The organism is Nitrospira sp. Ecomares 2.1, from assembly GCF_965152585.1.
In genome coordinates this window covers 4,478,735-4,491,426 of sequence record NZ_OZ224219.1, presented here as the reverse complement: position 1 = coordinate 4,491,426, position 12,692 = coordinate 4,478,735, and the positions used below count along the sequence as shown (strand labels likewise).

The window sequence follows — 12,692 nt, the reverse complement described above, 5'->3', positions numbered from 1 at the left end:
ATAGAATCCTCTAAAAACTTTCCTTTGAAAAGTGCGACATTTCTTTGCTGAGAAGCTTCAGAAGGAGTAATTATACAAAATAACTACCACTGTTCTTCAGCGTTTTTTATTTTTCTGCCAATTTTCAGGCAGTTCATTATGGGTATACTTTATGTTGAGCAGGGGGTAATTACCCCTTATTTTAAACGTATTTTTACCATATATAGATGATTCCAGAACTTTATCAGATGGCATTGATGAACCAGCATCAGTCAAATTTTAATCCGTTTGGCCAAATCGAGGGCCCTGCGTTGATCCACTCCCAAATAGTGGGCCGTGCTCCCAATACTTTTATGTTCGAGGAGATGCTGACACGCTGCAAGGTTCTGTGTTTTGTCATAGATGACCGCTGATTTCGTGCGGCGCATGGAATGGGTACTATGGCGCTTCGGGTCCAGTCGGGCGAGGTAAGCCCACTGCTTGACCAAGTTGGCATATTGTTCGCGTGTGAGGTGTGGACGGGTTTTGCGGTTGCCGATACTCGTCCACAAAAAGTCTTCTGATTTCTTCCCACTATGCAGAATCCAATCCGCCAAACTATCTTGCGTCTCAGTCGATAAGGTGACCAGATGCCCTCGGTTGGTTTTCTTTTGCCGAATATTGATTGCACTGACTACATCTCCGTTATGATCGGTCACATCTGAGGTTGTAAGGCGAAGCAGGTCGGACGCTCGGAGCATGGTATCGATCCCCACATTAAGGAGCGCCACATCCCGAATTTTTTTCTGTCGTTAGCAAGGCGCGGATAACCTGCGCCAGTTCCGGGGTAAATGGTGTCATTTGACCGACCGCTTTGCCCTTGTTCCAGGTCGGTTTTTAAATTTTTGGTTTTGGTTATTTAGTCATAAAAGCCAAAATAGCATGGGGTTTGAGTTCTGTAAAATGTTGATTTTGTGTGGGTTTCTATTTGTGGTTTTAACAAAAGTAAAAATTAATGCCTAGAATAGTTTGCGTTTACGAGGGAGATAGTTCACACCAGACGGGGGTGTGATCGGAAGGTTTGTCCATCCCGCGCGGTCCCCGGTCCACATCTGTTGCGACTAACCGATCTGCCGCTTGGGGAGAGAGCAGGAGATGGTCGATGCGGAGCCCTTCGTCCCGATTCCATCGACCGGCCTGGTAATCCCAATAGGTGTAGAGGCCTAATTCGGGGTGCAAGGCTCGAAGGGCATCGGTGTATCCGAGATGACAGAGGGCACGAAAGCGGGCACGGGATTCGGGACGGCAGAGGGCGTCGTCGGCAAATCCCTTGGGATCGTAGACGTCATGGTCGGTGGGGCACACGTTAAAGTCTCCTCCTAACACCACCGCTTCTTCCAGGGCTAAGAGTGATTGCGCATGCGTGATCAGTCGATCCAACCAGGCAAGTTTATATGGAAACTTTTCCGTTCCCAACGGGTTTCCATTGGGCAAATAAATTGAAGCTACTCGAACGTTGCCCACCACCGCTTCCACGTAGCGGGCTTGTTCATCAGAGGGGGCCCCTGGCAGAGAGGTGTGTTCGATTTCGATTGGAGCTTTGGAGAGGATTGCGACTCCGTTGTAGGTTTTTTGGCCCACGATGGCCATATTATAGCCAAGTTCCTCGATTGCCATTCTAGGGAACTGGTCCTCAGTGGTTTTGAGTTCCTGGAGCAAGACAATGTCCGGATTGGCTTGGTTGACCCATTCCATTAAATGGGGGATTCGGACTTTAATCGAGTTGACGTTCCAGGTTGCAATTTTCATGATGAGTTTCAGAATGTGTATTGAGCCATAATGAGTATCATAGATAATTTATGATTCTGGTTTTACGGTTTTACGGTTTTACGGTGTGTGCCGGATATCTATTTTTGGGTGTGTGGCCATGAACAAAATGTTGCCAGGTGAACCAATTCCACTTGTGCTCAAAAAAGGCCCGCCGGTTGATGAGTTCATCCGTCCCTCCGGCCAGACAGCAGGCGTCGGACCATGAGAGACTGAATATTTCAGTGACACACCTGAAGGAGACCGGAACCATCATATGCTGAATGAACCCCATATTATGATGAAGAAAGTGGTGGTGAGTCGGTTTCGCGTTGGAAGATGACCTGAAAGCCTTGGAATTGTTTTTGAAACAGGGTCTTTAAAATAAATGGGGTGATGCCAAAGAATAACACGGCATAAATACAAATTTCTAAAATATACTGCGAGTCTTCAGAGACCGTGCCATTGAAGATCACAGGAACTGCCCATCCGATCGTCATACTCACAAACATCAGAATCACCACGTGGCGCCACACCAGGAACCACATAAGTTTCAACAGTTCTTTATATGTTGGTATTTCCATACAACTCCTTCCTCAGTGCAGTGTTCCAGAGGGTAACAGATTTAATAGACCGCCTAACTTCGATAGGGACATGACTCAGGTGGGCGGTGCCAAGGAGAGACTTTCTTCGACAAAGTCCAAGATTTGCAATATTTTTTTTCGAAGCTCTGCAAGGTAGGGATCAGGTAACGCACCGAGTTCTTTGCGAAAGCGTTGATTGTCAATGGCCTTGATTTGATCCACTAAAATGTCAGAGATGGAGGTCAGCCCTGAGACCCCCTGAGGAATTGATACTCGAAGGGGAGTTTGAACATCAACCACTTGAGTCGTTAATGGACAAATAAGGGTGGAAAGGTGATAGGGATTCAAGGCATCAGTTTGCACGACGACAACCGGTCGAACCTTTCCCGGTTCGGTTCCAAATCGTGGATTCAGGTCCGCCAAATACACATGGCCGTACTGGGGGGTCATAGATCGCCAGGAAGATCCTCTAGCAGTTCAGTTTCTTTTAAATAGGCAAGATGTGCGGCGGATACCTGCTGGGAGGCTTTTTGATATTCCTGGGCCAACGCTTTTCTCGCGTAGAGGGCGTTGAAGTGAGCCAGAGCTTTTCTGATATACAGGTTTCGAGGCATGTTCAAACGTTTTCGAATGGCTTCAGTTTCTTGGTAGGCATGTTCGTCGAGTTTTAGGGATAACACTTTGCTCATTTCTCTCCCCCCTTTCAGGTATTACTAAAAGTATATACCGCCGTTCCTGAAAAGTGAACCTGTACAGAAGAAGGGAACAAATCTTTTCTTGTTGTCATCCTCGAGGTATTTAGGGGGATCCATCTTTTCTTTTGGCAAGACCAGCCAGATGGATCCCTGATGAGAAATGGGGGGACTGAGAAAGAGGAGAGGGGAGGTGGAAAATCCTCCGGTCGCCTTACCCTTTTACGTTTCGCAGTGCCCTTCTCCTCAATGCGCTTCGTCCCAGGATGGGCCATGTCCGGCTTCCACCGTCAGCGGGATCGACAATTGTAGGGCAGGCAGTGTGGCCCTTTCCATGACCTGCTGGATGACCCCAATGGTTTGGGAGACAGCCGCCTCTTCTACCTCGAATAATAATTCATCGTGGACGGTTAACAACATTTTCGCCTGTTTGGTTAAGCCATGCTCTGCCAAGGCTGTAGGTACGCGGATCATGGCACGCTTTAAAATGTCGGCGGCCGTGCCTTGCAGTGGTGCATTGATGGCGGCACGCTCAGAAAAATTTCGTCGGGCGGGATTTTTATCATGAATACCCGGGACGTGGCACCGACGTCCAAACAATGTCTGGACGTACCCGTGTTGCCGGCAATACTGTTTGGTGCGTTCCATGTAATCCTGGATGCCGGGATACTGTTCGAAATAGGTTTTGATATAGGCAGAGGCCTCGCCCGGCTCTACGCTCAATTGGCGGGCTAATCCGAATGCGCTGATCCCATAAATGATGCCGAAATTTATGGCCTTGGCTTTTCGTCGAATTCCCGGATCCATCTGTTCCAGGGGGATGCCGAAGACCTGGCTGGCGGTGAGCGCATGAATATCCTGGCCTTCCCAAAAGGCTTTCTTGAGAACGGGAATATCTGCGACGTGGGCGAGCAGGCGAAGTTCAATCTGGGAGTAATCGAGGGAGAGTAATGTCCAACCAGGCTCCGCAACGAACGCGCGCCGGATTCTTCGACCTTCTTCCGTGCGAATAGGAATGTTCTGAAGATTGGGGTCTGTGGATGAGAGTCTTCCCGTCGCGGCGGACGCCATGGCGTAGGAGGTATGCACCCGGTTCGTGTTGGGATTGATTTGACGGATGAGCGCATCGGCGTAGGTGCTGCGGAGTTTTTCCAAATGCCGCCATTCCAAGACACGTGACGGGAGTTCATGTCCTTGAGCGGCTAAGGATTCGAGCACATCGACCCCGGTGCCATAGCTGCCGGCTTTGCTTTTTTGCCCTCCTCCCAATGCGAGGTCGTCAAACATGACTTCGCCGAGTTGTTTGGGGGAACCGACATTAAAGGTTTTCCCGGCCAGGCGATGGATCTCTTGTTCCAGATCCCGAAGGCGGAGAGAAAACTCCTGGCTGACCTGCTTCAATTGGGAGACATCGACTTTGATGCCTGTTTGCTCCATGGTCGCCAGCACGGGAATGAGGTGACGCTCGAGTGTTTCGTAGACTGTGGTCATGTGTTCACTGATGAGACGGGGTTTGAGGACCTGATGGAGCCTCAAGGTCACTTCGGCATCTTCCGCAGCGTATTCCAAAGCCTTTTCCAGGGGAACCTGATCGAAGGTCACTTGAGATTTCCCGGTACCCGTGACGTCTTTAAATTTGATCGTTGTATGGCCGAAAAAGTGTTCGGCCAGTTCGTCCATGCCATGGCCATGCATGCCTCCTTCTAGGACGTATGAAAGCAGCATGGTATCGTCCACGGGAGACACCTCAAGGCCATACCGGCGAAACACCACCATGTCGTATTTGATATTGTGCCCGATCTTGAGCACACCGGGGTCTGTTAGCAGTGGCCCCAGGATGTCGAGCGCCTGTTGGAGTGGAATTTGTTCCGGTTTTTCCGGCAAGGGAGCAGACGTATCGTGTGAGAGCAAATCCTGATAAGACGTGGATCCCGGGGCCACATGACCGACGGGTACATAACACGCCTGGCCGGGTTCCAGGCTCAGTGAGAACCCAACCAATTCAGCTCTGGTTTGATCCAGAGACGTGGTTTCGCAGTCGACGGCCACAACCCCGCGACGAGTCGCCTCCTCCACCCAGCCTTGAAGGGCCGACACTGTTTGAATTAACTCGTACTGGGCTTTGGTAGGCAGCGGCTTTGTTTCGGGATCTTTATTTGCTGGTGCAAAGTTGACCGGTGTGGAAGAAGGAGTGGTACTGGGTTCCTGTCCGCCCTTTATGCGGCTTTGTAGGCGAGCCAAAATCGATTTGAAGCCTTGTTCGTTGAGGAAGGAAGCTAATAAATCCATATTGGGCTGGCGCCGCTCCAATTGTTCAAGCGGAAATGGCAGCGGGACATCGGAACGAAGCCGGACTAATTCACGGGAGAGTCGGGCCTTATCGGCATGTTCAATGAGGCTTTCCCGTCGCTTGTTCTGCTTGATTTCTGAGGCGCGCGCAAGGAGGGTGTCCAGGTCACCATATTCCTGAATGAGTTGTGCGGCCGTTTTGATGCCGATACCCGGGACCCCGGGCACATTGTCCGTGGAGTCTCCCGCCAATGACTGCACGTCGACCACTTTCACGGGCGGCACACCAAATTTTTCCAGAACTTGCTCGGGACCGATCTTTCGGCTTTTGATGGGATCGAACATACTGACCTGTTCTGATACTAACTGCATAAGATCTTTGTCCGAGGACACGATGGTCACATTCGCGCCGGCTTCCATGGCATGTTTGGCGTAGGTCGCGATCAGATCGTCGGCTTCGAAACCGTTCAGTTCAATGCAATCAAAATTAAAAGCCCGTGTCGCCTCCCGGACGAGAGCAAATTGAGGCACCAACTCCTCAGGTGGTTCGCTGCGATTGGCCTTGTAGCTGGGGGCAAGATCGTTTCGAAAGGTTTTTCGTGCGGAATCAAAGATGACGGCAATATGATCGGGTTTCATATCGTCCAGTAGTTTCATCAGCATGGTGATGTATCCATAGACGGCATTGACGGGGGTACCATTCGGACTGTTCAAAATCTTGATGGCATGAAAGGCCCTGAAAATGTAGCCTGAGGCGTCGACTAACACGACATGACGAATCGGAAGAGGGGAAGACGGTTCACTCACAGTGGTCACAGGAAAATATCCTCTTTGTGTGATTGTTGGCCCTTGAAGATACCTGATAGCTCTTGAGGTGTCGATATCCCAGGATTGTTTGTCCACCGAGAAAAATGGAACATGGTAAACTACCGAATTCTTTGGTTCATGACGGGAGCATGTCTTCGTGAAGAGTAATATCATGGTTAGTCTCGCTATCCTCATTGGGCTGGTTCTTGTGGCCTACCTGCTCCTTCCGCTTCTGTTGGATTTGAATCGGTACCGGGATCGGTATCTCCCGGTTCTGGAGCAGGCCCTTAATCGAACCGTGGATGTTCAGGATGCCCGCTTAACGCTCTTTCCTAACCTCGGGTTTCGGGTGCAGGATCTGACAATAGGAGATGACCCGGCGTTCAGTCCTAAGGCGTTTGTCACAATTCCTTCCGCTGAGGTGGAGATTCAGTGGCTCCCCCTGTTGCGCCGGCACATTCAGGTTGAACAGGTGCGTCTTCAGGATCCGACTGTCTACGTCATCCGCACTCCTGATGGGTTTTTGAATATGGCCACCATCGGAAAAGATCCCGCTCAACAGCACCCTGAGGCAGCCGCGGCGAATCCGGCCACTGCTCTCAAGCCCTTATTCGGGATATTTGCGGTGGAGCGGTTCTTGATGACTGGAGGCTCTCTACAGTATGAGGATCGTTCCAAAGAATCTTCCCCTTCATACCACCTTGAGCAACTGGAGTTGGTTACAAATTCCGTTCAGTTGGGACAGATGGCGAGCCTGCACATGAAGGGCATGGTGATGCCCTATCAGCTCCCCATGGAGATGGATGGGCGTTTTGGCCCCCTTCAACCCACTTTTGATCTTCCGATGATCAATCTTGCGGGTCGCGTAGGCAAAATAGGGGGAACGGCACAGGGGAAAGTGATCGATGGAAGGCTGGAGTTGGACGTGCAAATCCCAAACATATCGTCGGATGACCTGCCTGTGAATATATCGTTGGATAAGCCTGTGGTCTTCAGCCGCTTTCAGGCTCATGTGATGGCACCCCTGTTTTCCGAGCCATCGCAACCCTCCACAGGAATGAGGATTGATCCGTTGACCGCAGATCTCCAATTGGGTGGAGCGACCATTCACCTTTCGGGTCAGGGTACGCCTGGACGTCTGAATTTGTCCGGGGAGGCTCCTGCCCTGTCCTCAGAGGATTTTCCCTTGGCTCTTTCCGTTCAACGCCCGTTTTCACTCGAACAGATCCGTTTTGAAACGGTGATCCAAGGGACAAGGGTGGATCTGGTGTCTCTCAAGGCCAAAGCGTTTAGGGGAAATCTTGAGGCGCATGGAAGATGGGATGGGACTCACGCTGTTCCCCTGCTCTCACTCCAAGGAAAATTCACGAATTTTTCCGTCGAATCAATGATGCAAGTGGTGAGATCTTCTTCTTTCCGTTTGACTGGTAGGGGAGAGTTGGATTGGAGCGTCACGGGAGCAGCACAGTCTTCCTCCAGGCAACCACATATGACCGGACCAGTCCGATTGATGATCCGCGATGGGCAATTAGGTGGCTTTGACCTCATGCAGGCGATTGAAGATGCCCTTCAGCTACCGGATCTCATGGACGAATCCACCGGTGCGACGAAATTTTCTCTGATTGATACTCAAATGGAATTGGAAGATAGGGGAGTGGTTATTCGGCAATTAACAGTTGAGGCCCCAGATTTCTCGATGACAGGGGTGGGAACTCTCGGGTTAGATGAATCGTTGAACCTTCAAGGCAATCTGGCCGTTTCACGGATGATCGGGGACCGGATTATTCAACGGTTTCCGATGGCCAAAGTTGCGTGGCATGAGGGAAAGTTGGTGCTGCCCTTTGCTGTTATGGGAACCGTTCAGAAACCGCTCTTGCAATTAGATACGCAATCCTTTGGGCAACAGGTCCAAAGGAATGTGGAGCGGAGGATTGAGAAAGCCTTACAGGGAGATGAACAGGAATTACAGCAACTCTTACAAGACGGAGCGGATATTCTCAAACAGTTATTTGGACAATAGAGGAGGAGATGTCCTGTTTGGGACTGGATGATTCCTTCATCCCGGTCTCAACCCGGAGGGGGACTATAGGTTTGGGACATGTTGGCAACGATGAAGGAATGGGACCGCCTTGGAGCGGCTGACGGACACAGTTGAGCGACTATGGCCCGTAACTCCCCAAAATCATAGGGTTTGCCGATAATGGCATAGGCTCCTAAGCGGGTGGCGTTTTCTCGTGTTACGGCATTGAGGTACCCGGTTATCATTATAATTGGGATGTCGGACTTGTGGGGTATATGCTGTAACCGGTCCAAAAACTCCATTCCGGTCATGACGGGCATCGCATTATCCAGGATCACCACGTCAAAGGATTTTGATTCAAGAAGTGTTAACCCGCTGGCTCCATTTTCGGCTTCTACACACTCACATCCGTCATATTCCAGGACCATCCTGAGCAATCCTCGACTCATTTCATCATCATCGATAATCAGAATATTTTTAGCCATGAGGATCTCCTTTCCTAACCTATGAGCGAATTCACCATCTTGGTGGATTCGAGTCGATTGATGGCCGACTCACCATTTGGTGAAATCACCTAAAGATGGCTCCTGAACAAATGTCATGCAGGCACAGGCCTGTGTTGTTTTGGTCATCATTTTACCGTGAGCCTGACCTGTCGGGTGCCTTTGATGGGATAGGATTCTGCCCATTCCATATGAGGGACATTCCTCCGAAGATTCCAAAGCCTGTGATACAGATGGCGAAAATAATTTCCATAGCTCCCCTTAATATCCCCTACTTGCCATATTACAAAGCAAAGAATGTACCTAAATAGTAGGGGAGCGGTTCTTTAAGGCTTTCATGGTTATAACTCATTGATAATCTGATGAATGGAGAAGCAAATTTTTAAAATTGGTTTGGGAATTTTTTAAAGGATGCAAAGAAGATGAGGCATAAGGGCATCAGTTGTGGGACAGGTTGTTATTCAACAGCATACAGTTTGTATCTAAATGGATAACTCCTGCGAGTGTTCATCGAAGAAAGAGGCCGGCCTCAGTCACGGATGTTGTGTTGGGAGAAGAACCCGGCAATCTGATGGACGGGGTTTATTCTTGACGGAGGACGGATAGAGGAGGGAAGCCCAGCAACCGGTACGTCCCGAGAAAGCCGGTCATGAGGCTTAGCAGAATTGTCAAAAGCAAACCTGTGCTTAGCACGATGAGATCGAAGTTCCAGGTCAGGTCAAAAAAGAGGTACAAGAGAGACCAGGAGAGTAGAGACCCCAATCCAAGTCCAACCAGCCCTGCAAAGGCCCCAATGACACCGAATTCCACTCCGAGCGAAAATACGAGTAGTCTGCGACTTGCTCCCAGGGCTTTCACAATTGCCAATTCATTCAGGCGCCGATACCGGTTGATTGAAATCGCCGCAACCATGACCACGGCTCCGGTGACCAGACATAACAGGGCCAAGGCTTGAATTCCCATGGCCAACTGGTGAAAGATTCGACCAATATTCTGCAGCACATCTCCCACGTTGATGGCTGTCACATTGGGCATAACGGCGACGATGGCTTGCTGTAAGGGGACTTCGAGATTAGTCGGCACTCTGGTTGTGGCGATGTAGGTGAAAGGTGCGCCGTCAAAGGAGCCAGGCTGAAGGATCATGAAAAAATTCATGGAAAAACTGCCCCAATCGACCTGTCGCAGACTGCCTACTTTCGTGACAATTGGCACCCCTTGAATATCCAGGGTCAGGGTTGAGCCCAGGGTCAGTCCCAGGTTTTTTGCGGCGTCTTCCTCCACGGAGACCAACGGGATATCTAAAGGCCTCCCGGGCGCTCCGTCCGAGTCTGATTCCTTGGTGTGATCCCACCATTGTCCCTGAGTGAGGACGTTATCTTTTGGAAGGTCCTGGGATGTGGTCAATGCGTATTCCCTGGTGAAATACCATCCATTTCGTTGGCCTTTATGCTCTTCAGGGTCGATGGGTTGTCCGTTGATGGCTGTGAGGCGAGACCGCACGACTGGAACTAGTTTATAGGGTGAATCGGGGAATTTCTGTTGTAGCACATCCACAAATTGGGGATATTGGTCTGGTTGGATGTCTATGAAAAAAAATGAGGGAGCCTGAGAGGGTATCTGGTTTCCTATCAGGTCAAGTAAGGACCGTTGCACAATAGTCAGCGTTGTCATGAGCATGACACCAATCCCTATGGCCAACGTCATGGCTTTGGTAAAGTTTCCAGGCCGTTGAAGATTCTTCACCGCATGAGGCAATAAATACCACTGAGGAATCGGGACATGCCCAAGAATTCTATACAGTGCTCCAGTGCCGACTAATAAGAGGAGAACCGCGATCGCACAAGCACCGGAAAAAAATAAACCGAGGGTCAGTGAGTGGGACTGCCACATGGCCAGGCCGGTCACGCCCACCATCATACTGATGCTGACCATGACCTGTGCCCGGTCATTCCACCAACGCTTCAGGATGGTCCGCCATCGGGTTAGTCTGGATTGGCTATTGGCCATGTCCTGGGAGTGATCCACCGCTTGTCGATAGACCAATGCCGGAGAGACATGACGGATAGCCAGCAACGGCCAAAGTGAGAAGGCAAGAGTGGCTAGGGTGCCAAGAAAGATTCCACGCAGGACGGGTGCGAGAGAGGTATTCAGTGGCATGGTTTCAGGAATAATGCCTTGAAGCAATAGGGGTAAGCCCCGGTGGAGAATGACGCCGACTATGACCCCAATAAGACTGCCGATCCCTCCCAGGATGAGACTTTGTGTGAGGTAGAGACGGATGATTTGTGAAGAATCCGCTCCCAGAGTTTTGAGTGTGGCAATAATCGGAATTTTTTGTGTGAGGAATCCTTGAATCGTGCATGCCACTCCAATCCCACCGACCAATAAGATCGTAAAACCAATCAGCCCAAGATAGAGGTTTAATTGGTCAAGGAACCGGCGGAGTCGTGGTTGGGCATCGCGAAATGAGCTGACCCGAACTCCTTCCTGGCTGAGGCGCCCGCGTAACTCACCCATTAAAGGCTCAAGAGAGGTAGAGTCGGATAGGGACAGGCGATATCGTTCCTGAATCCGGGTTCCGGTTTGGATCAAGGTGGTGGCTTTGAGCGCATCTCGGGAAATCATGACCCTGGGACCCAAACTAAATCCATTGGCAATCCTGTCCGGTTCTTTTTTCAGCACGGCGGTAATGAGGAAGCTCGCTTTGCCAATCTGTAGCTCGCTGCCAACGGTAAGATTGAGCCGGATCAGTAAGGATTCCTGGACAAGTGCACCAAAACACGGCGAGCGACCGCAACCGGATTGAAGGGGATCCAGGAGTTGCGTCATCGGGAGATCCGGCTCCACTACCAATTGACCATAGAGGGGATAGGCCGAATCTATGGCCTTGAGTTCCACCAATTGAGAAGCCGTTTGTGAGTGAGGGTTCTCCACTGTCGCCATTGCGGCGATTTCAGTCACGTGTGAAAGGATCATGTCACGGTCAGCGAGGGAGTCCAGTACGTTGCGGCCCTTATCGGAAATTGCCCGCCGCCATGATAGTTCGACGTCACCCCCTAACAGGGCCCGGGTATCTCCCAGAATGACCTGTTCGACATTGACGGCAAACAGATCTACGGCCACAATGGCACCGACACCGAGTGCAATGCAGAGAAATAAAAAGAGGAAACGGGACCAGGCGCTGTGGATTTCCCGCCAGGCGAGTTTGACGGATACTGGGGTCATGCCTCTGAGCCGGATGATAATAAAGGGGGTCTCGTCTCGTTCACCATTGCTCCATCCTGCAGAGCCAGGATTCGTTGTGCCCGAGCGGCCAATGACATGTCGTGAGTGACGAGGATGAGAGTACTGCCGTGTTGCTGATGAAGTTCCCACAGAAGATCAATGACCATTGCGCCGGTTGAGCTATCCAGGTTGCCGGTGGGTTCGTCGGCCAGCAGGAGGGGAGGCCGGACAATAAAGGCTCGGGCCAAGGCCACTCGTTGCTGCTCGCCACCCGAGAGTTGAACCGGATAATGGTGGAGACGGTGTTCCAGGCCTACGGATTGTAAAAGTGCTTTGGCCCGTACTGTGCCCGTGGATATGCCTTGCAATTCCAATGGGAGAGCCACATTTTCCAGAGCCGTCAATGTGGGAAGGAGATGAAAGGCTTGAAACACATAGCCAATGTGTTTGCGGCGAAAGTGTGCCATTTCGGTCTCGGTTAAGGTCGTGATATCGGTCTGGTTGATGCGGATAGACCCCTGTGTTGGCCTGTCGAGGCCTGCAAGTAACCCCAGAAGTGTTGATTTCCCGCTTCCAGATGGACCGACAATAGCGACTACCTCATTAGTGAGGACCTCAAAGGATATGTTCTGTAAAATCTTGACGGACTGATTGGCTGCCTGAAGCTCCATTTCAAGGTGATTGACAGAAATGAGGACCTGAGATGATGGAGTGAGGGGGTGCAAAGGGGGTACAGACGATGCAGGAACGTTCACGTTGATTACACAAATGGGTCCAAATGGTGAATAATAGAGATGAGAGTTATTAC

Annotated in this window: 10 protein-coding genes; 1 reads left to right on the top strand and 9 read right to left on the bottom strand. The window is 50.7% G+C overall.

The genetic code is table 11. The features are described from left to right. Positions 1–251: 251 nt before the first annotated feature. The 6 genes from ACWHYD_RS19710 to polA all read right to left on the bottom strand — a co-directional run bounded on the left by ACWHYD_RS19710 (position 252) and on the right by polA (position 6,145). Positions 252–758 (bottom strand): tyrosine-type recombinase/integrase, encoded by a 507-nt coding sequence (locus ACWHYD_RS19710; RefSeq protein ID WP_447965901.1) that lies wholly within the window; start codon positions 756–758, stop codon positions 252–254. A 235-nt stretch (positions 759–993) separates the two neighbouring features. Beyond that, positions 994–1,767: an exodeoxyribonuclease III gene (gene xth, locus ACWHYD_RS19705; RefSeq protein WP_447963709.1), complete on the bottom strand. Its 774-nt coding sequence runs from the start codon at positions 1,765–1,767 to the stop codon at positions 994–996. Positions 1,768–2,060: 293 nt separating this feature from the next. Beyond that, complete coding sequence (locus tag ACWHYD_RS19700; protein ID WP_447963708.1) at positions 2,061–2,348, bottom strand: hypothetical protein; 288 nt, start codon at positions 2,346–2,348, stop codon at positions 2,061–2,063. A gap of 75 nt (positions 2,349–2,423) precedes the next feature. Next, positions 2,424–2,798 (bottom strand): type II toxin-antitoxin system PemK/MazF family toxin, encoded by a 375-nt coding sequence (locus ACWHYD_RS19695; RefSeq protein WP_447963707.1) that lies wholly within the window; start codon positions 2,796–2,798, stop codon positions 2,424–2,426. After that, positions 2,795–3,037 (bottom strand): hypothetical protein, encoded by a 243-nt coding sequence (locus ACWHYD_RS19690; protein WP_447963706.1) that lies wholly within the window; start codon positions 3,035–3,037, stop codon positions 2,795–2,797. The genes ACWHYD_RS19695 and ACWHYD_RS19690 overlap by 4 nt, the downstream gene beginning before the upstream one ends. Positions 3,038–3,286: 249 nt before the next feature. Then, complete coding sequence (polA, locus tag ACWHYD_RS19685) at positions 3,287–6,145, bottom strand: DNA polymerase I (protein ID WP_447963705.1); 2,859 nt, start codon at positions 6,143–6,145, stop codon at positions 3,287–3,289. A gap of 163 nt (positions 6,146–6,308) precedes the next feature. On the opposite strand from polA, the gene ACWHYD_RS19680 reads away from it, so the two are divergent. Continuing rightward, positions 6,309–8,156, top strand: a complete 1,848-nt coding sequence (locus tag ACWHYD_RS19680; RefSeq protein WP_447963704.1) for an AsmA family protein — start codon at positions 6,309–6,311, stop codon at positions 8,154–8,156. 47 nt (positions 8,157–8,203) lie between these two features. On the opposite strand, the gene ACWHYD_RS19675 is transcribed toward ACWHYD_RS19680, so the two are convergent. From ACWHYD_RS19675 to ACWHYD_RS19665, 3 genes are all read right to left on the bottom strand, one after another. After that, a complete protein-coding gene (locus ACWHYD_RS19675) occupies positions 8,204–8,641 on the bottom strand; it encodes a response regulator (RefSeq protein WP_447963703.1) in 438 nt (145 codons plus the stop codon). 600 nt (positions 8,642–9,241) lie between these two features. Further along, on the bottom strand, positions 9,242–11,884 hold the full coding sequence (locus ACWHYD_RS19670) for an ABC transporter permease (protein WP_447963702.1): 2,643 nt from the start codon (positions 11,882–11,884) through the stop codon (positions 9,242–9,244). Next, on the bottom strand, positions 11,881–12,639 hold the full coding sequence (locus ACWHYD_RS19665) for an ABC transporter ATP-binding protein (protein ID WP_447963701.1): 759 nt from the start codon (positions 12,637–12,639) through the stop codon (positions 11,881–11,883). The genes ACWHYD_RS19670 and ACWHYD_RS19665 overlap by 4 nt, the downstream gene beginning before the upstream one ends. Positions 12,640–12,692: the final 53 nt, after the last annotated feature.

What these genes read in the sequence shown, in the direction of transcription:
- ACWHYD_RS19700 (WP_447963708.1), bottom strand. Translation starts at nt 2,348, where the DNA reads ATGGAAATACCAACATATAAAGAACTGTTGAAACTTATGTGGTTCCTG.
- ACWHYD_RS19680 (WP_447963704.1), top strand. Translation starts at nt 6,309, where the DNA reads ATGGTTAGTCTCGCTATCCTCATTGGGCTGGTTCTTGTGGCCTACCTG.
- ACWHYD_RS19675 (WP_447963703.1), bottom strand. Translation starts at nt 8,641, where the DNA reads ATGGCTAAAAATATTCTGATTATCGATGATGATGAAATGAGTCGAGGA.
- ACWHYD_RS19695 (WP_447963707.1), bottom strand. Translation starts at nt 2,798, where the DNA reads ATGACCCCCCAGTACGGCCATGTGTATTTGGCGGACCTGAATCCACGA.
- xth (WP_447963709.1), bottom strand. Translation starts at nt 1,767, where the DNA reads ATGAAAATTGCAACCTGGAACGTCAACTCGATTAAAGTCCGAATCCCC.
- ACWHYD_RS19670 (WP_447963702.1), bottom strand. Translation starts at nt 11,884, where the DNA reads ATGACCCCAGTATCCGTCAAACTCGCCTGGCGGGAAATCCACAGCGCC.
- ACWHYD_RS19690 (WP_447963706.1), bottom strand. Translation starts at nt 3,037, where the DNA reads ATGAGCAAAGTGTTATCCCTAAAACTCGACGAACATGCCTACCAAGAA.